This window comes from Pseudomonas sp. KH_050, from assembly GCF_057838875.1.
This window is the reverse complement of the sequence record NZ_CM174478.1, coordinates 917,766-935,983: the sequence shown is the minus strand read 5'-3', so window position 1 is coordinate 935,983 and position 18,218 is coordinate 917,766. Positions and strand designations below refer to the sequence as shown.

Annotated in this window: 15 protein-coding genes and 1 pseudogene; 8 read left to right on the top strand and 8 right to left on the bottom strand. The window is 56.4% G+C overall.

All coding sequences use genetic code 11. From position 1 onward, the window contains the following. Positions 1-110 precede the first annotated feature (110 nt). Entirely contained in the window at positions 111-986 is an 876-nt protein-coding gene (locus tag AC3IUA_RS04335) for a LysR family transcriptional regulator (protein WP_489359283.1), read from the top strand. A gap of 6 nt (positions 987-992) precedes the next feature. On the opposite strand, the gene AC3IUA_RS04330 is transcribed toward AC3IUA_RS04335, so the two are convergent. After that, complete coding sequence (locus AC3IUA_RS04330) at positions 993-2,006, bottom strand: AraC family transcriptional regulator (protein ID WP_489359282.1); 1,014 nt, start codon at positions 2,004-2,006, stop codon at positions 993-995. 493 nt (positions 2,007-2,499) lie between these two features. Between AC3IUA_RS04330 and antA the strand changes: the two genes are divergently transcribed. The 4 genes from antA (at position 2,500) to AC3IUA_RS04310 (ending at position 6,906) form a co-directional block, all read left to right on the top strand. After that, positions 2,500-3,888, top strand: coding sequence for an anthranilate 1,2-dioxygenase large subunit (antA, locus tag AC3IUA_RS04325; RefSeq protein WP_489359281.1), 1,389 nt, complete (start codon positions 2,500-2,502; stop codon positions 3,886-3,888). 2 nt (positions 3,889-3,890) lie between these two features. Next, the gene (antB, locus tag AC3IUA_RS04320) at positions 3,891-4,382 is read left to right on the top strand and encodes an anthranilate 1,2-dioxygenase small subunit (RefSeq protein ID WP_489359279.1); all 492 of its coding nucleotides are present in this window, start codon (positions 3,891-3,893) and stop codon (positions 4,380-4,382) included. 18 nt (positions 4,383-4,400) lie between these two features. Continuing rightward, positions 4,401-5,423: an anthranilate 1,2-dioxygenase electron transfer component AntC gene (gene antC / locus AC3IUA_RS04315; protein WP_489359278.1), complete on the top strand. Its 1,023-nt coding sequence runs from the start codon at positions 4,401-4,403 to the stop codon at positions 5,421-5,423. Positions 5,424-5,502: 79 nt separating this feature from the next. Beyond that, positions 5,503-6,906 carry an amino acid permease gene (locus tag AC3IUA_RS04310; protein WP_489359277.1) on the top strand — a complete coding sequence of 468 codons (1,404 nt, stop codon included), beginning with the start codon at positions 5,503-5,505 and terminating at the stop codon, positions 6,904-6,906. A 118-nt stretch (positions 6,907-7,024) separates the two neighbouring features. Here AC3IUA_RS04310 and AC3IUA_RS04305 read toward each other — a convergent pair whose 3' ends face one another. The 3 genes from AC3IUA_RS04305 to kynB form a co-directional block, all read right to left on the bottom strand. Then, entirely contained in the window at positions 7,025-9,883 is a 2,859-nt protein-coding gene (locus tag AC3IUA_RS04305) for an RHS repeat domain-containing protein (protein WP_489359276.1), read from the bottom strand. A 184-nt stretch (positions 9,884-10,067) separates the two neighbouring features. Next, on the bottom strand, positions 10,068-10,922 hold the full coding sequence (gene kynA, locus AC3IUA_RS04300) for a tryptophan 2,3-dioxygenase (protein ID WP_489359274.1): 855 nt from the start codon (positions 10,920-10,922) through the stop codon (positions 10,068-10,070). Next, a complete protein-coding gene (gene kynB, locus AC3IUA_RS04295) occupies positions 10,919-11,584 on the bottom strand; it encodes an arylformamidase (protein ID WP_489359273.1) in 666 nt (221 codons plus the stop codon). The genes kynA and kynB overlap by 4 nt, the downstream gene beginning before the upstream one ends. Before the next feature lie 301 nt (positions 11,585-11,885). Between kynB and AC3IUA_RS04290 the strand changes: the two are divergent. From AC3IUA_RS04290 to AC3IUA_RS04280, 3 genes and pseudogenes are all read left to right on the top strand, one after another. Then, positions 11,886-12,086 (top strand): annotated as a pseudogene (locus AC3IUA_RS04290) (cupin domain-containing protein); the annotation flags it as partial. 261 nt (positions 12,087-12,347) lie between these two features. Then, complete coding sequence (locus tag AC3IUA_RS04285; RefSeq protein ID WP_489359272.1) at positions 12,348-12,692, top strand: cupin domain-containing protein; 345 nt, start codon at positions 12,348-12,350, stop codon at positions 12,690-12,692. Between the two features lie 613 nt (positions 12,693-13,305). Next, on the top strand, positions 13,306-14,319 hold the full coding sequence (locus AC3IUA_RS04280; protein WP_033900015.1) for an IS30 family transposase: 1,014 nt from the start codon (positions 13,306-13,308) through the stop codon (positions 14,317-14,319). An 80-nt stretch (positions 14,320-14,399) separates the two neighbouring features. Here the strand turns inward: AC3IUA_RS04280 and copD are convergent, their stop codons facing one another. The 4 genes from copD to AC3IUA_RS04260 all read right to left on the bottom strand — a co-directional run bounded on the left by copD (position 14,400) and on the right by AC3IUA_RS04260 (position 18,176). Then, positions 14,400-15,371: a copper homeostasis membrane protein CopD gene (gene copD, locus AC3IUA_RS04275; RefSeq protein WP_489359271.1), complete on the bottom strand. Its 972-nt coding sequence runs from the start codon at positions 15,369-15,371 to the stop codon at positions 14,400-14,402. Between the two features lie 3 nt (positions 15,372-15,374). Beyond that, positions 15,375-15,758 (bottom strand): copper homeostasis periplasmic binding protein CopC, encoded by a 384-nt coding sequence (gene copC, locus AC3IUA_RS04270; protein WP_489359270.1) that lies wholly within the window; start codon positions 15,756-15,758, stop codon positions 15,375-15,377. Between the two features lie 343 nt (positions 15,759-16,101). After that, entirely contained in the window at positions 16,102-17,490 is a 1,389-nt protein-coding gene (locus tag AC3IUA_RS04265; protein ID WP_489359269.1) for a heavy metal sensor histidine kinase, read from the bottom strand. Further along, positions 17,487-18,176, bottom strand: a complete 690-nt coding sequence (locus tag AC3IUA_RS04260; protein WP_150644475.1) for a heavy metal response regulator transcription factor — start codon at positions 18,174-18,176, stop codon at positions 17,487-17,489. The genes AC3IUA_RS04265 and AC3IUA_RS04260 overlap by 4 nt, the downstream gene beginning before the upstream one ends. Positions 18,177-18,218: the final 42 nt, after the last annotated feature.

The following is an 18,218-nucleotide window of genomic DNA, read 5'->3' as shown; positions in this document are numbered from 1 at the left end:
TTTCCCCCGATTCTGATCGCCATTGTTTTTAGGTTCCAATATAGAATTGGTCTCGGTCCATACCCCAAGGGTATGCAAGACATTCACCCCATTGTCGTTGAGGAGTCTCCATGGAGCTTCGCCATCTGCGTTATTTCCAGGTTCTGGGGGAGACCCTCAACTTCACCCGCGCCGCCGAGCGCCTGCATATCGCCCAGCCCCCCCTCAGCCGACAGATTCAGCAACTGGAAGACGAGTTGGGCGTGGTGTTGCTGGAGCGCGGCCGGCCGCTGCGACTGACCGAAGCCGGGCGGTTTTTTTATGAACATTCCAACGTCCTGCTCGAGCAACTGGGCAAGGTCTGCGACAACACCCGCCGCATAGGGCTGGGCGAGAAGACCTGGCTGGGCATCGGCTTTGCCCCTTCGACCTTGTACGGCATATTGCCGGAGCTGATTCGTCGGCTGCGCAATAACGACGCCCTGGAACTGGAACTGGGTCTGTCGGAAATGACCACCCTGCAACAGGTCCAGGCGCTCAAGGCCGGCAGGATCGATGTCGGCTTCGGCCGCATCCGCATCGACGATCCGGCAATCCAGCAACGGGTGCTGATCGAGGATCGGCTGGTCGCCGTGCTGCCTGCCGGTCACCCGCTGCTGGCCGGGCCGACGAGCCTTGCCGAGTTGGCCAAGGAGCCTTTTGTGCTCTATCCGGGCAACCCCAGACCGAGCTACGCCGACCATGTGATCGCGCTCTTCGATGCCCACGGGCTGAGTATCAAGGTATCGCAATGGACCAATGAGTTGCAGACCGCCATCGGCCTGGTCGCGGCCGGCATGGGCACCACGCTGGTGCCGGCCTCGGTGCAGGTGCTGCACCGCGCCGATATCGGCTACACCCCGGTGATCGAGGCCACCGCCACCTCGCCGATCATTCTCAGTCGACGCGTCGCCGACCAGTCGCCAGGGCTCAATCACTGCCTTTCGTTGATCGAGGAATTGCTCTAGCGCTCTTCACAGCCCACGCATGCGCCGGGCCTCGTTGCGCTGCACGGTCACGCTCGGAGACTCGTCGAACAGCTTGCGGTACTCGGCGGAAAACCGACCGAGGTGGGTGAAGCCCCAGCCCATGGCGATTTCGGAGATATTGCGCGCCGAGCCGTGCTCAAGAAGGTCCTGGCGCACGGCGTTCAAGCGGTATTTTTTCAGGTAGACCATTGGCGACAGGGCGAAGTACTTCTTGAACGCCTCGAACAGCTTGAAGCGCGAGACCCCGGCCGCGGCTTCGATGTCCTCCAGGTGCAACGCTTCCCGGGCATTGTCGTGAATGTACTGCTTGGCCCTGACCAGATAATGCGGCAGTTTCACCCCCAACACGTCCCTCAGTTCTTCGGAGTAGTTGTTCGGCTGGGCGAGAATCAAGCCTTTGATCAAGGAGCTTTCGATATCCCGGGTGAAGGCCACCTGCTCGTACAATTCGCTGCTGTGTGCAAGCTCGGCGATGAAATAACGCGCCATGCGCCACCACGAGGCCGACGCCCCGTCGACCGCATCCATCACCGGTTCAAAACGCAGCGGCGCATCCAGCGGTCGTTGCAGCATGCCTTCCAGGGACTCACTCATGGCCGCGCGGGTGATCACCACCTGGACTTTGCGACAGTCGCCGGAAATCGCCAGCATCTGGCTCTCGTTCGGGGCAATGATCACCCCTTGATCGCGGTTGGACTTCAACAACGTGCCGTTCTTGCTCAACTCCTGCTCACCCACCAGCGGCAGACTCAGGCTATAGCTGCTGAAGTGCTCGGCATCTTCGATATCGACGGTGACATCGGTACCGTATTCGATAGTCCCCAGGGTCGTGGCCATGGACTTGAACACATTGGCGCTGTGATGAAAGCGGATCCGCTCGGGGGTCGAGGTTTGCAGTCGGTGCGGCCCGCAGATACCGGACATCCAGTTCCGTGCCCCCTCGAGGTCATAGCGATCGATACGAATGTCGCGAAACTGCGGATCAGCGTTGCTACTCATCACGGCGCACCCACGGCAATATTTTTTTAGCGCGCTCTAACGGCACGCATCAGGCTTGAAAAGAGCAAGTTCCACGCCACAAACCGGCGGTGCCAACCCAGTGGATAGCAATCATCGACTAAGCGGATAACGCGGCCGGTTTGGAGCTGGGGCAGGCCATCGACGCCCCGCAAAACAGTACCTGATTGCGGCAAACAGGGGCAGCCGTTCATCGTTTGGTGCGGGGTTGAGTAGTAGCTGCTCAGTTCGGTACACGAGGGTGTTACCCGGTGCCCGCGAGATCGCCAAGACCGGGTACACCCGTGAATTGGCAGAAACACGCGATCCCGTAGGAGCTGCCGCAGGCTGCGATCTTTTGGGGCCACCCCATTGCTCGACTGACCCGCCACCGAACTTTATGGACTGCCTTCGCCGATTAACCGGATAGACCCCTGCCCGCCCCACTCTCTCTAATGAGCACACCGATTGGCCTGAATAAAAAAGGTACACACCCATGAATGGCGCAAAAAACGTCGAGCAGTGGAAAGCGTTTATTGAAGGCTGCCTGGACTTTCGTCCGGCAGACGGCGTATTCCGGATTGCCCGGGATATTTTTACCGAACCGCAGTTGTTCGATCTGGAGATGGAGCTGATCTTCGAGAAGAACTGGATCTACGCCTGCCATGAAAGCGAGTTGGCCAACAATCACGACTTCATCACTCTGCGTGCCGGGCGCCAGCCGATGATCATTACCCGTGACGGCGACGGTCAGCTCAACGCCTTGATCAATGCCTGCCAGCATCGCGGCACGACCTTGACCCGGGTCGGCAAGGGCAACCAGTCGACCTTCACCTGCCCGTTCCACGCCTGGTGCTACAAAAGCGATGGCCGCCTGGTCAAGGTCAAGGCTCCCGGCGAATACCCGGAAGGTTTTGACAAGGCCACTCGCGGCCTGAAGAAGGCGCGCATCGAGAGTTACCAGGGTTTTGTGTTCATCAGCCTGGATGTGCACGGCGCTGACAGCCTCGAAGACTTCCTCGGAGATGCCCGGGTGTTCTTCGACATGATGGTGGCCCAGTCGCCCACCGGCGAGCTGGAAGTACTGCCCGGCAAGTCGGCCTACACCTACGACGGCAACTGGAAACTGCAGAACGAAAACGGCCTCGACGGCTATCACGTCAGCACCGTTCACTATAACTACGTGGCCACCGTGCAGCACCGCCAGCAGGTCAACAGCGAGAAAGGCACCAGCAGCGCCACCACCCTCGACTACAGCAAACTCGGTGCCGGTGACGCCAATACCGACGACGGCTGGTTCGCCTTCGATAATGGCCATAGCCTGCTGTTCAGCGACATGCCAAATCCTGCAGTGCGCTCCGGCTATGCCACGATCATGCCGCGGCTGATCGAAGAACATGGCCAGCAAAAGGCCGAATGGATGATGCATCGCCTGCGCAACCTGAACATCTATCCCAGCCTGTTTTTCCTCGATCAGATCAGCTCGCAGCTGCGCATCATTCGCCCGGTGGCCTGGAACAAGACCGAAATCATCAGCCAGTGCCTGGGGGTCAAAGACGAGTCGGACGCCGACCGCGAAAACCGGATTCGTCAGTTCGAAGACTTCTTCAACGTGTCCGGGCTCGGCACCCCGGATGACCTGGTGGAATTCCGTGAAGCCCAGCGCGGGTTCCAGGCACGGCTGGAGCGCTGGAGCGATATTTCCCGCGGCAGCCATCAATGGGCGACCGGCGCGACACCGAACAGCGAGTCGATCGGCATCATGCCGGCGATGACCGGCACTGAATTCACCCACGAGGGGCTTTACGTCAACCAGCACAGCAACTGGCAGAAATTCCTGCTCGATGGCCTGGAAGCGAAATCCCTGAAGCAGCGTGAGGTGTGAAGATGAATGCGCAATTGCAGTACCGGATCGAACAGTTTTTCTATCGCAAATCCGAGTTGTGCGACGCCCAGGACTGGGACGCCTACATCCAGTTGTTCGACGAGCACAGCGAGCTCCACCTGCCGCAATGGGACTCGGAGCACGTCTACACCCAGGATCCCAAGCGCGAGATGTCGCTGATCTATTACCCGAACCGTTCTGGCCTGGAAGACCGGGTGTTCCGCCTGCGCACCGGCAAGGCCGCCTCGGCCACGCCAATGCCGCGCACGCTGCACCTGGTCAATAACCTGCGCATCAGCGAACTCGAGGGCGGTGACCTCGAAGTGCGGCTGAACTGGCACACCCTGTTCTATCGCCTGGCCACTTCCGAGCAGTTCTACGGCCGCGCCACCTACCAGCTCAAGCCGGTCGCAGACAGCTGGAAGATCACCCGCAAGCATGTGCTGCTGCTCAACGACACCATCAACTCGGTGCTCGATTTCTACCACCTCTGAATCCATGGAGACCGGGGCATGAATCACAAGGTCGCGTTCAGCTTTGCCGACGGCAAAACGCTGTTCTTTCCCGTACAGGCCAATGAAATACTGCTCGACGCCGCCCTGCGCAACGGCATCAATATCCCCCTGGATTGCCGCGAGGGCGTCTGCGGCACCTGCCAGGGCCGCTGCGAATCGGGCGACTACAGCCAGGACTATGTGGATGAGGAGACCCTCTCCAGCCAGGACCTGCAACAACGCAAGATGCTCACCTGCCAGACCCGGGTAAAATCCGATGCGGCGTTTTATTTCGACTTCGCCTCCAGCCTGTGCAATGCCTCAGGCCCTGCACAACTGAGCGGTAGAGTCACTGAAGTCAGTCAGGTCTCGGCGAGCACGGCGATCCTGCATCTGGATCTGGGTACAACCGGTCAGCCACTGGATTTCCTCCCGGGGCAATACGCCCGACTGCTGATTCCGGGCACCCGGAGCAAGCGCTCCTACTCGTTCGCCAACCGGCCAGGCGCCAGCAATCAAGTGCAGTTCCTGATTCGTCTATTGCCCGACGGGGTGATGAGCAATTACATCCGCGAACGCTGCCAGGTGGGCGATGAAATCGGCCTGGAAGCGCCGCTGGGGGCGTTCTATCTTCGTCACATCACCCGGCCGCTGATCCTGGTGGCCGGTGGCACCGGGTTGTCCGCGTTGCTGGGTATGCTTGATGAAATTGCCGAACGCCGCTGCGAGCAACCCGTGCACCTGTACTACGGCGTACGGAATGCTGCCGACCTGTGCGAAAGCGCGCGCATCGAGGCCTATGCCGAACGCATCCCGGGGTTTCGCTACACCGCGGTGGTCAGTGAGCCGGAGCCCGACTGGAGCGGAAAACGCGGCTACATCGCCGAGCATTTCGACGCCAGCGAACTGCGCGACGCGGCGGTCGACATGTACGTCTGCGGGCCGCCGCCCATGGTCGAGTCGATCAAGAACTGGCTACAGAGCCAGGAACTCGACAGCGTGCACCTGTATGACGAGAAATTTACCGAGAGTAATGTCTGAACGCTGAAAAAAAGCGCCGGGATTGAATAAACTTACGCAACCAAACCAAGCCAGACCATAACAACGAGAAGGGATCCAGATGGCGGATGAAATCTTGCAACAGGGCGAACTCAAGCGGGGGTTGAAAAATCGTCATATTCAGCTGATCGCCTTGGGCGGAGCCATTGGAACCGGGCTGTTCCTGGGCTCCGCCGGAGTGCTCAAGTCAGCCGGACCGTCGATGATCCTCGGCTATGCAATTGCCGGGTTCATCGCCTTCCTGATCATGCGTCAGTTGGGCGAGATGATTGTCGAAGAGCCGGTGGCCGGCTCCTTCAGCCACTTTGCCCACAAATACTGGAGCGGTTATGCCGGCTTTCTGTCCGGCTGGAACTACTGGGTGCTCTATGTACTGGTCGGCATGGCGGAACTGACGGCCGTGGGCAAGTACGTGCAGTTCTGGTGGCCGGAGGTCCCCACCTGGGTCAGTGCGGCGGTGTTCTTCGTGCTGGTCAACCTGATCAACATGATGAACGTCAAAGTCTTCGGCGAGATGGAGTTCTGGTTCGCGCTCATCAAGGTCGTGGCAATCATCGGCATGATTGTCCTGGGCTGCTACATGCTGTTCAGCGGCACCGGCGGCCCGCAGGCCTCGGTCAGCAACCTGTGGAGCCACGGCGGTTTCTTCCCCAACGGCAGCAGCGGCCTGCTGATGGCGATGGCGTTCATCATGTTCTCCTTCGGCGGCCTGGAACTGGTCGGCATCACCGCCGCCGAAGCCAGCGAACCGAGGAAGGTGATTCCCAAGGCGATCAACCAGGTGGTTTATCGCGTGCTGATCTTCTACGTCGGCGCACTCACCGTGCTGCTGTCGCTGTATCCGTGGGATCAGCTGCTGCAGACCCTGGGCGCTTCCGGCGACGCCTACAGCGGCAGCCCGTTCGTGCAGATCTTCTCCCTGATCGGCAGCGATACCGCAGCGCACATCCTCAACTTCGTGGTGCTCACCGCGGCGCTCTCTGTCTATAACAGCGGCGTCTACTGCAACAGCCGCATGCTCTATGGCCTGGCCGAACAGGGCGACGCGCCCAAGGCACTGATGAAACTGAACAAACAGGGTGTGCCGTTGCGGGCGTTGGGCATATCGGCGTTGGTCACCATGTTGTGCGTGGTGGTTAACTACGTTGCCCCGCAGAATGCGCTTGAGTTGCTGTTCGCGCTGGTGGTTGCATCGCTGATGATCAACTGGACGCTGATCAGCCTGACCCATCTGAAGTTTCGCAAAATCATGGGCCAGCAAGGCATAGTGCCGGGCTTCAAGTCGTTCTGGTTTCCCTTCAGCAACTACCTGTGCCTGGCCTTCATGGCGATGATCATCTGCGTGTTGTTGATGATCCCGGGGGTTCGGGCTTCGGTCTTTGCCATGCCAGTCTGGGTATTGGTTATTTACGGTTTTTATCGGCTGCGGGTGGCCAGGAGTCGGGCCCTGAGCGTGATGCAGTAATGTAGAACCTGTAATCGCTAGCGCAGGCTGCGATTGGCCACACAGCGGCCGTCACCAGGCACCTCGATTGTACTTGTATGACCGAGGTGTCTGATTTTTCAGCAACCCGAACCACAGTTCATATTCTCTTGTAGAGCCTGGCCAGCGGCGAGGAGTTTTCAAAGTGCCGGGCCAAGACAACTGATTGTTCTATCACTGGCGCCTGATCAGCGGGTACTTCAGCAAAATTCACATGATCCAGATTGTCACTGATCGCAAATAAATCCTGGGAATGATTCATTGCTGTGTGTTGATACCAAACTTCGTTGCTTTGCGTTCTCCCCAGGGCCAATTCGATCTCAATGATAGCGGTTATCCAATCACTTCCAGTCAGGGATTGGATGTTCCCATAATGCTGGGTCCGCAACTGATCGACCACATCGGTATCGAGCTCGTAAAAGGGGTCACCCGGCATACGCGGAGAGTGATCAACGGAAGTCACCGGATACGCGGAATAGCGACTTTGAGAAAACAAATGAGGTATCGGAAAGGTCACCCAACTGTCCATAACGATAGGGTCACTGATTCGCGAATCGCCTAACAGTGAAAACATATGCCCCGGAAAGGAAGCAATGGATACCGGGAGTCCAGGCCACCTGTTCGAAGAAGAAGCCAGGTACGCTGTTACCCCCGCAAATTCATTACAAAGCCCCGCTCCCGCAGCCAATGCATGCTCGTATCTGGACCTTCCCATAAAGCTGAGATCCCGCACTTGGCTGGTATGACTTTCTGAACCGTTCTGGCTACTCAATAGATCCGGAATCTGATTGCCTGCACCCAGCACCAACAGCCCTTTGGTCGCCCATATCATGTCGTAGGCAAACTCAAATCCTGCATGGAGAGCACTGTCCACGGTCATGCCGTGCGGTGGCGCAGCGACGTTGTGTTGAACTAATTCCCTCATGGCGGGCGGCGCATCTATCTTGGCACCGCGAAACAAATTGGCCACTTCATACTTCATCATCCCTTGTTTATCGACATACCTGATGGGGTTATGACCCACAAAGGCAAACATATTCAGGCCGTCCAGATTTAGAGCCGGATCTGGACAAGCCCACCGCTGCAACCACGGTATGTAATACCTGAAGCCATAATAATAAAGTCCCGTCGCATCCTGCTCCTTACCTGAATAGCGCACGGTTTTATAGCTGGCCTCCACTTCCCCTCTGCCGGTAAACCATGCGGTACTGCCAAAGGGGTGATAGCGCTCCTGGCTGATCACCTCGCCTGCGTTGTCGAGTTCCAAGGTGCAGGAGCCCAGATGATCCGCGACGCTATATCTCAACTGATTATTGGCACTGTCTTTGGGCGGCTCCGTCTCCCAGTGCAACACCCGCACACTACTTCTGCCGGCCTGGACGACGATCACCTGCAGCTCTTCGCCATTGCTGCTGTGGGTACGGATTTCCAGACCCGGCAAGTAACGAACTTCAGCGATCAGCGTGCGTACATTGGTCTGGGTCGAGCGGACTTTGCGCCGGCGCCTTCCGTCGGCGCCGTAGACATACCATTCGCGGTCATTGAGGCCGGAGTCGCGCTCCACCGGCCGCACCTCCTTCAACTGGTTTCGCAGGCCCCAACTCAGCGCCTGCCCCGGTTGCAGGTTCAGCAGATTGCCGTTGGCGTCAAAGGCTGCGGCGATCTCTGCTTCGCTCGGTGGCCGGCCGTTGTGTTCGGGCAGGCAGCGGTTGCTGTGCCTGGCGGCAGTCAGGGTCCGGCCATGCTGTTGCGGGCCGTCGTGGGCCAGCTCCAACAGATTGCCGCCCTCGTCATAGCGGTAGGTCTGGCGGTAATTGGCGCGCGCCGCGGGATCGTCGAAAGCGGAAAATTGCGGGCCTTTATTCGGACCGCCCGCCTCCCAGCCCGTGGCCTGAATCAGCTGGTAGAGGCTGTCATAGAGATAGCGGCTGATCGGGTCGATGCGCTGGTTGGCGAAGTAGCGGATCGGTTGCGCCGCATCTTCGATGCTCAGCACATTGCCGACCGGGTCATAGTCATATCGCAAGTCTTGCAGGGATTTACTGTCGCGCTTGGCCTGCAGCCGGATCAGGCGACCGTCTTCGGGACGATACTCAAGGGTGGTGATGACACCGTTGCCCGCGGTTTCCCGCTCAGTCTGGCCGTGGGCGTTGTACTGGATGGCACTGACCAAGGTTTGCCGGTTAGCCTGTGCGTTCAGTTGCAGGTGTGCCTCCCGTAACTGACCGCCAACGGTCTGGCGGAAGAACTGTCGATTGCCTTTGGCATCGGTCTGCTCGAGCACATCGCCCAGCGGATTGAAGCGCGAGCGGGTCGTTGCGCCTTCGCCGGGTTCCAGCAGCTGATTGCGCTCTTCCAAAGGCACGGGCCAGTCGGGCGAGCCCAGCAGGCGCAAAAAATGCTGAATCTGCTCCAGCAGCACCCCGGTCAAACCAAAGATTTCATACTGCTGCGTGCCGGCCGGATCATCGTGTCGAATCAATTGCCCGCACTGGTTGTGATCGGCGATTGCGGGATCAGCAGTACCGTACAGATAACGCTCCGTACAGGAAAACTCCTCATCAAGGGCCTGCTCGAACACCGCCTGCGGCCGCAGCAGCGTGTCGTACTCCATCCGCCGCTGACTGCCCCGGCCATCCCAGTGATGCAGCAGATGATCTGCTTCGCCCAACAAGCTGACGCGCCACCCGGCATCGACGCTGATCGTGCTCAGCACTTTGCCGGAAAGGGAATACACCGAGGCGAGGTTGGCCGGGGCCGAAGCGTCTCTGAACAGTCGCGGATCCCACTGGGCGATGGCGCGCCCCGTCGGGTCATGGGCTGTGCGATTGACGCGTGATTCGGCAGGTCCACCTTGCGCAATGCGGCAATAATCCACCGAACGCACCGTCAGGCCACGCGGGTCAGTGGCAGTCAGCGTCGGGGTGCGGCTGTGTAATGTCGGTGTCTGAGCCAGCATGGCTTGTGGTCATCCTTGTGCTTCAAGACAGCTAAGGCTGAAAAGCCATTCCTGGCTACTGTCAGAAACTACAGTGTCGACCAGCGGTCGCAGAGGGATATGCAAGTGACCCAACGGCGATCATCCGCCCAAATAAAAACGGCCCGGCATTCGATGAATGCCGGACCGTTTTCTTTTATCCGGGTCAGAGGGTCGAACGCACCCGCCACAATTCCGGGAACAGCACGGTGTCGAGCATCTTGCGCAGATAGCCGACGCCTTCAGTGCCGCCGGTTCCCGGCTGGAAGCCGATGATTCGCTCTACCGTGGTCACATGGCGGAAGCGCCATTGCCGGAATGAATCCTCAAGGTCGATGAGCTTCTCGGCCAATTGATACAGGTCCCAGTATTGCGAAGGGTCGGTGTAGACCACGCGCCAGGCCGCTTCTACCGAGGCGTCATGCACCGTAGGGCCGCTCGGGTCGCGCTCGAAGCGTTGCGGATCGATGGTCAGGCCAGCATCGACCATCAAGCGGATCGCTTCGTCATACAGCGAAGGGGTGGCGATCGACTTTTCAAGTTCTTGCAATAGCTCCGGCCGGTGGGCGTGGGGACGCAACAGGGTCGCGCTTTTGTTGCCCAGGATAAATTCGATTTCGCGGTACTGGAACGACTGGAAACCCGAGGACTGCCCCAGAAACGGCCGTATCGCGTGGTACTCGGTGGGGGTCATGGTGGCCAGCACTGTCCAGGCATGCACCAGCTGATCGAAAATCCGCGAGACCCGTGCCAGCATCTTGAAAGCGGGCGGCAACTCTCCCAGCCTGAGGTGTTCGCGAGCGGCCTTGAGCTCGTGCAGCATCAGCTTCATCCACAGCTCCGAAGTCTGGTGCTGGATGATGAACAGCATCTCGTTATGGTCCGGCGACAAGGGGTGCTGAGCACTGAGAATACGGCCCAGGTCGAGGTAATCGCCGTAGCTCATAGAGTCGGAAAAATTCAGCTCGGCGTTATGCCATTCCTCTGTCTGGTTGGCAGGTGAATAGGGACATTGGCTCATTGAGCAGGCTCCTCAAGTGGCGGTTTATTCAGTGGACGCAAAATCGCCCTGACCGGACTGGCGTCCAGGTTGGCGAAACGCAGCGGCAGCGCGATCAATTCGTAGTCGCCTTCCGGGACCTCATCGAGCACGATGCCTTCGAGGATGGCCATGCCGTGGCGGGCCACGGCATTGTGCGAATCCATGGTCTTGGATTGTTGCGGGTCCAACGACGGCGTATCGATGCCGATCAAGCGCACGCCAAGGCTCGCCAGCAGGTCGACGGTTTCTTTGGCGACTGCCGAGAAGTGCGGATCCCAGACGGTCAACGGCGCTTGGCGATAGGTGCGCAGCAGCACGCGTTCGGGCAGGTCTTGCAAACGACCTTCAAGCTGCTCGGGGTGCACCAGCTGGCCACTGTCCAGGCAATGCAGCACGCGGCAAGGGCCGATATAGATATCCAGCGACACATCGCCAATCGCCGCACCGTCAGCGCTGTAATGCAACGGCGCATCGACATGGGCACCGGTATGCGGCGACAGGGTGATGCGCCCGACATTCACCGGACAATCGGGCCCGAACGTCCAGACCCGCTCTTCCTGAAAAGGTGTATCACCCGGCCAGGTAGGTGTCGCGATACTCAAGGGCGGGCTGATATCCCACCACGACATTGTGTTTTCCATTGCAAAGCTCTCGGCCTGTTCCGATGTGAATGATACGAGTGATACCTGTGAATATTCTTGCAAAAGCCTTCGGGAAGACTCGATTTTTTCGCACATACTGCCAAGAATCAGGCATTTAACGAGCGTAAATTTCAATGAAAAAAACCGCCAGTTCAAACGCCTGATTTGATCCGTCGAGCGGTTGCGTGGATACAGAATGGCCGCTGCGTTTCTGGACAGCTGAATGTCGAGTACAGACAACTGGCACCTCGCCAGGCGCTATAGGGTGCGACTTCAGTTCTCCCTACCGCTCGGAGTCATCATGTCCGCACCGATTACCGTTCTTCGCGACACCCACCCTCTGCCCGTGCTCGATGCCTGCAAATGGGAAAAGCTCGAAGGCGACCCGCACACCGTCAACCTCAACGCCTACACCAGTGAAGACGGCAGCAAGATCATGGGCACCTGGATCTGCACGCCGGGCAAATGGCGGGTCGAGTACGTGAAGTGGGAATACTGCCATGCGCCACACCGGTTTCATTCCAGTCTATGGACATAAGCTGGAGCCCCCACAAATAAAGGGTCGAAGTCCCTTCGTGATCATGTCCATACCTAGCAATTTTATTTTCAAAAAAACTTCATTCCCCCTGATCTGCACCCTCAAAAAATCCAGCAATAACTAGCTGATTGCGCTTATAGACACCTAGATGTCGACCCTAGGCACCCTACCCTCCTTCAGTCCCATTACCGTAGCGATTCATTCAATCACTAGCTCGGTAACAACATGTCCCAATCCATAGTTGTATTGCGTGATACCCACCCGTTGCCAGTACTCGACGCCTGCAAATGGGAAAAGCTCGAAGGTGATCCGCACACCGTCAACCTCAATGCCTACACTAGTGAAGATGGAAGTAAGATCATGGGTACTTGGATATGCACGCCAGGCAAATGGCGAGTTGAGTACGTAAAATGGGAATACTGCGACTTTCGCGAGGGGTATTGCATCATTACTCCTGATGGGCAGGATCCTATTCACTTGAAGGCTGGTGATATTTTTATAGTTGAACCCGGCATGAAAGGCACCTGGGAAGTTGTCGAGACAGTCCGCAAATACTTTGTCTTTGCATAAAACTCAATGAATTAGAGGGCCAACTGGCCCTCTAAAACCGAACTGGTCAGAGTCAGAGTCAGAGTCAGAGTCAGAGTCAGAGTCAGAGTCAGAGTCAGAGTCAGATAATCATAAGCCGGTTTCGGGCTTTTCAAGCACAGTTCTAACACATCAGTCTGAATCTGATAACCGAGGTAAACATTTGCTTTAACGGCTGCTCCAAAATAGTCTTTCTCTTTGCGGCCACCAGTAATACCACCAACGGTGGCGATGGGATTTATCAGCCCGTAGCACCATAGGAACATCGCCGGAAATAGTCATCGACTCGGCTCGACCGCACGTCATGCATACCGCATAGCCTTTTTCATGTTCTCCAGATTAGTGATAAAACACTTTACCGTCGTGGCCAAAGCGTATGTGTCCACAGCGGCTAGTCGAATGGTCAAGCGAGGCATTAGCCTTTTAGCTTTGTGATTAATGTCACACCCTTGTTGAAAATCGCCATCTTCTTGTTACTGACGCACGCCAAGTGTCACATTCTATTTATTTTAATTGATAGCTGATTCAACGCAATCAATTGACTGGCGGCCGCAAAAACTGAGTGCAACACCTCACCCTCCGGTAAGGTGCCGCCATGTCCTATACAGAACTCAGCGTCGAAGAACGCGCCACGATCCAGGTCGGGCAATATCAAGGTCTTAGTCAGCGCGAGATAGCTCGAATGCTTGGCCGAAGCCCCTCTACGATCAGCCGCGAGTTGCGTCGCAATCGATCCCTCAATGGGAGATACGTTGCCCACGTTGCACAGGCTCACACTCGCGAGCGCCGTAAAGTTTGCCGCCCTGCCAGAAAATTGGTTCTGGGCAATGAACGCTTCGAGCTGGTGCTTCATTTGCTTCGAGAACGCTTTTCCCCAGAGCAAATCGCGGGCAAGCTGCGTGTCATGAAAATCAATTTCGAAGAAGCCTACGTTTGCCGGGAAACCATCTACAAAGCGATCTATGCGATGCCCGTCGGGGAGTTGCGCAAGGAGCTGGTGCAGTGTCTGCGACAAGGCAAGAGCACACGTAGACCGCGCGCTGGGGGCGTTGATCGTCGCGGCCAGATTCCGGATATGGTCAGTATTCACCTGCGCCCGCCGGAGGTTGAAGACCGTTTGATGCCAGGGCACTGGGAGGGCGACTTGATCAAGGGGAAGAACAACGCCTCGGCGGTCGGGACACTCGTTGAGCGCTCCAGCGGCTATTTGATGCTGGTGAAAATGAATGACGCTACGGCGACATCGGCAGTCGAAGGGTTCAGCGCGGCGCTCAATGGCATGCCGCTGGCCGCTCGTAAAAGCATGACGTATGACCAGGGCAAGGAAATGGCCAGGCACGCCGAACTCACTCAGAAGACGGGTATTGCTGTTTACTTTGCTGACCCACACAGCCCATGGCAACGTGGAACCAACGAGAACACCAACGGCCTTGTCCGCCAGTTTTTGCCCAAGGGAACTGACCTGTCCAGGTACACCCAAGAGGAGTTGGACAAGTTTGCGTATTTGCTGAACATCCGACCACGCAAGCGATTTAACTGGCTGTGTCCGATCGAGGTATTCACTCAGCTGATGGGCTTGCAACATGAGGCTCCTGCTTCAATTCAATAACCGTGTTGCACTCAGCTCCTGCAACCGCCACTTTATTGGCCTGTCAGCCTCACCATTTAATTGCTGGACCATTCAGCCTGTTATTGACTCTGCATCGTACTCATATCTATTTTCATTTCAATATCCATCTCCATTTCCGGACTAAGAGTTCCTAGCCAAGCGACAAGACATACTATGATTACTGCAACGGAGAACTCAAGGATCATACTGCGTCGCAAGGCATTGACGGCGACGGCATGGTCTCCTTCCCTGATTGAGCATTCTAACAGTGGGCTCAAATGAAAACGGTTTAGTGTCGCTAATACAATCATCCCCGCGAAGAGTAAAATTTTCAGAAAGAGCAGAACGCCATAAGTAGTGAGCATCACTTCGTCCAGGGTTGGGCCGACGATAAAGAGATAATTCACTACGCCAGTAATGCTCAAAATCACTACAATCAGCGCACCAACTGATTCAAATCCAGTCAGGACTCGGGAGAGAACCCGTACTTCTTGGCTACCGTTTAGTCTTTTCGCACGCAGCAGTAAAGCGAATGCGGCCAGAGCTCCCATCCAACCGCCGGCTGCCAAAAGGTGAAGGATATCACTAATGAAATGAATATAACGACGATTGCCTTCGTCCATAGCGCCATGCCCTGTCCACGCTAGGGTAGCGAGAGCAATAGCACCGAAAACAGTAACCGCCCAAAGACTGAGGGTTGGGAAGCGCCTGTTAAGTGTGACGGCGATACCTGCCAGCACAAGGGTTGCTATTCGGACCATCCAAGTGAGCCCGACGTCAGTACCAGTAAGCACCATTTCGAAGATGTGTTGGCGAAGCTCCATAAACTCTGAAACACCGCTCATTGCTTTCGCAAGCAGCAACATCGCGGCAAGAGACAGAAGTACACCAACAACGACTGTACTGAAAAGGAGCGACTCAAAGTTCAAGACTGTGCCAGATACCCGCTCCTTTCCCCTGAGGCTATACAAGCCAAATATTGCTAATCCAAACAGCAACATCAGGTCTAAATAAAGAGCGAAGCGAAGGGCGATGTTGATTGAGTCGCTCATGAATCATTTCACTTTAAAAGAAAAGTTGCCTGTGATGGGGTGAGTGTCGGAAGAGACCGCCCGCCATTCGACCTTATAAGTTCCGGTGGTTAGCGGAGCAGCGGGGGTGATCACCATCATTTTTGGGTCCTCACCGCCTGCGACGCCAGCCTTAACACCCATGGGGGAATTTGGCATACCCGGCATGTCAGTCATGATCAGTTTTGCTCCCGAGAACTGAGTCGTGAGGTTCTCCGAGAAGTGCAACTCGATCTTGGAAGGCGCCGCGGACGTCGAGCCTTCCGCAGGGGTAGAAGACACCAGCTTTGGATGCGCCTGGGCGATAGCGCTCATGAGCAAACCGGCGGTTAGTGCAACTGCAACGGTAGTATTTTTAAAGAAGGACATGCAAGACTCCTCACAGCATAAGCTGTTGGTTCGAGGTTTGGTGGAGTAGATCTAGTTTTTACTTCTTAATACCGGTTCAAAACCACAGGCGAATACCAAGCGTATGCCGCGTACTGAGGCTAGGTAACAGATCAGGGTGACCGCATTATAGAGCTAGGACACGATGCCACATGACTGCCGACTGTTGGATTACATTTCAGTAAGCTTTGCGCGTGTTTTTTTCACGACTTACATTACTTTGTCTTTCCCTAACTGCAGCTCTCTGAGAGCTGCAGGTAGGTCATCCGTCTAGGAAGCAAGCGCCTTTGCCTATCTTTGCTCCGATGCGGCGCCTGAACGAGGTTCAGGCACGTTTCAATCCGGCACTCGGAAGTTCCATGTGGAAGGCTGTTTTTCCATTGAATGAGGTACACCAGATCTTGCCTTCATGGGCTTCTATGATCGACCGCGTAATTGAGAGCCCCAGCCCGGCGTTGCTGGGGCTTCCTTCGCGTCGGGCCGGATCTGCGCGGTAGAAGCGATCGAAGAGCTTTTCAAGATGCTCGGGCGCGATAGTCTCTCCAGGGTTTTCGACCGTCACCATTGTCGACGTATTTTTTTGTTGGATGTCGATGCTGATGGTTCGTCCCTCAGGGGTGTACCGTAGAGCGTTCGACAGCAAGTTCGAGATGGCTCTGTGCAACATCAACACGTCCCCCCGGACACGTCCTGCTCCCGAAACGGTCAATTCGATACCGCGCTCATCAGCCAGCAGGCGGTAGTATTCGAGCAATTTCTCCACGACCTCCAATAGGTTTATCGGTTTGTTCTCAGGCTTGATCAACCCATTGTCAGATTTCGCTAGGAAAAGCATGTCATCGATCATCCGCGACATGCGTTTCAAGTCATCCAGATTCGAATACAGATTATTTTCGTAGTCCTCAATACCCCTTTTTCTCGAGAGCACCACTTCGGTATGGGTCATCAGGTTGCTGAGCGGGGTACGTAGTTCGTGGGCAATGTCCGCTGAAAAATTGGATAGCCGTACAAAAGCATCATCCAGCCGGGACAACATCGCATTGAACGAGGACACCATCTGTTGCAGCTCTTTTGGGACCGGCGCCAAGGGGATGCGTTCTTTCAGTGATTTGGCTGACATCGACGCCGCGACCATGGTCACCTGACGAATAGGACGCAAGCCACTGCGTGCAACCATCCAGCCTAAAGCGGCACTGACGAGCGCACTGATCACCAGCCCTACCCAGAACCATCGCTGGAGCGTCTCGAAGAAGGACATATGCTGTGTAACATCGAAGATCAAAATGACGGTCAACGGCTTATCCTGACCGGTGACCATCGCAGGTGCGGTCAAGCCACGGAACATCTGCTCTTGGTCCTGCCATTCCCACACAGTGTTGTTTGTCGTCGAGATGAACTCTTCCGGCACATTTACTGGCTCTGGATCAGCGAAAATCAGCCTCCCGTCACTATCCAGGATCAGGGCCGTCAAATCACGGTGAGCTCCGAGCAACGCCTGTAACTCGGGCTTTAACTCGTCGAATTGATCAATACTCTTCAGCTCTCCCAAAATTCTTTGGGTCGAGTGGAGCTTTTCGTTCAGGGCCTGCTGATCCAGCATTATGAAGTGATGCCGGCTGAGATTATTAAAGCTGAGGCCGGCGACGGTGAGCACCGCGGTCACCGCAAGCATGAACATCAGGCTCATGCGTGTAGTCAGGGATAGACGGTTCATTCCGATTCCGAATCAGGTGCATCGAGCATGTAGCCCATGCCGCGGCAGGTCTGGATCAGCTTGACCTCAAAGTCGTCATCAATCTTCGCTCTGAGCCTGCGCACCGCAACCTCGATTACGTTGGTATCGCTGTCGAAGTTCATGTCCCAAACTTGCGAGGCGATGAGCGATTTTGGCAGCACTTCGCCTCGGCGCCGGAGCAACAGCTCCAGTAGCGCAAACTCTTTGGCCGTAAGATCTATGCGTTTACCTGCCCGAATAGCCCTGCGCTTGAGCAGATCTACCTCAAGATCGGCCAATTTCATATGGGTTGGTGAGGCTAAGTTATTACCGCGACGAAGCAGCGTCCTGACCCGAGCCAGCAACTCAGAAAATGCGAAAGGTTTGATCAGGTAATCATCTGCCCCGAGCTCAAGCCCCTTGACTCGATCTTCAACACGGTCTCGCGCCGTCAGAAAAAGTACGGGCACGTCCTTCCCTGACAAACGCACCTTCTGAAGGACTTCCCACCCATCCAGTCCCGGCATCATGACATCCAGAATCAGCAGGTCATACGCCTCGCTGAGGGCGTGTTGAAGAGCCTCAGTGCCGTTGGTGAAACGATCAACATTGAACCCTGCCTCAGTCAGGCCCTGTTGCAAGTAGATACCTATTTTCGGTTCGTCTTCAGCAACCAGAAGTCTCATGGGGATGCCTCTCGAAGTGATCATGGGCTGAGTTTGCATTGA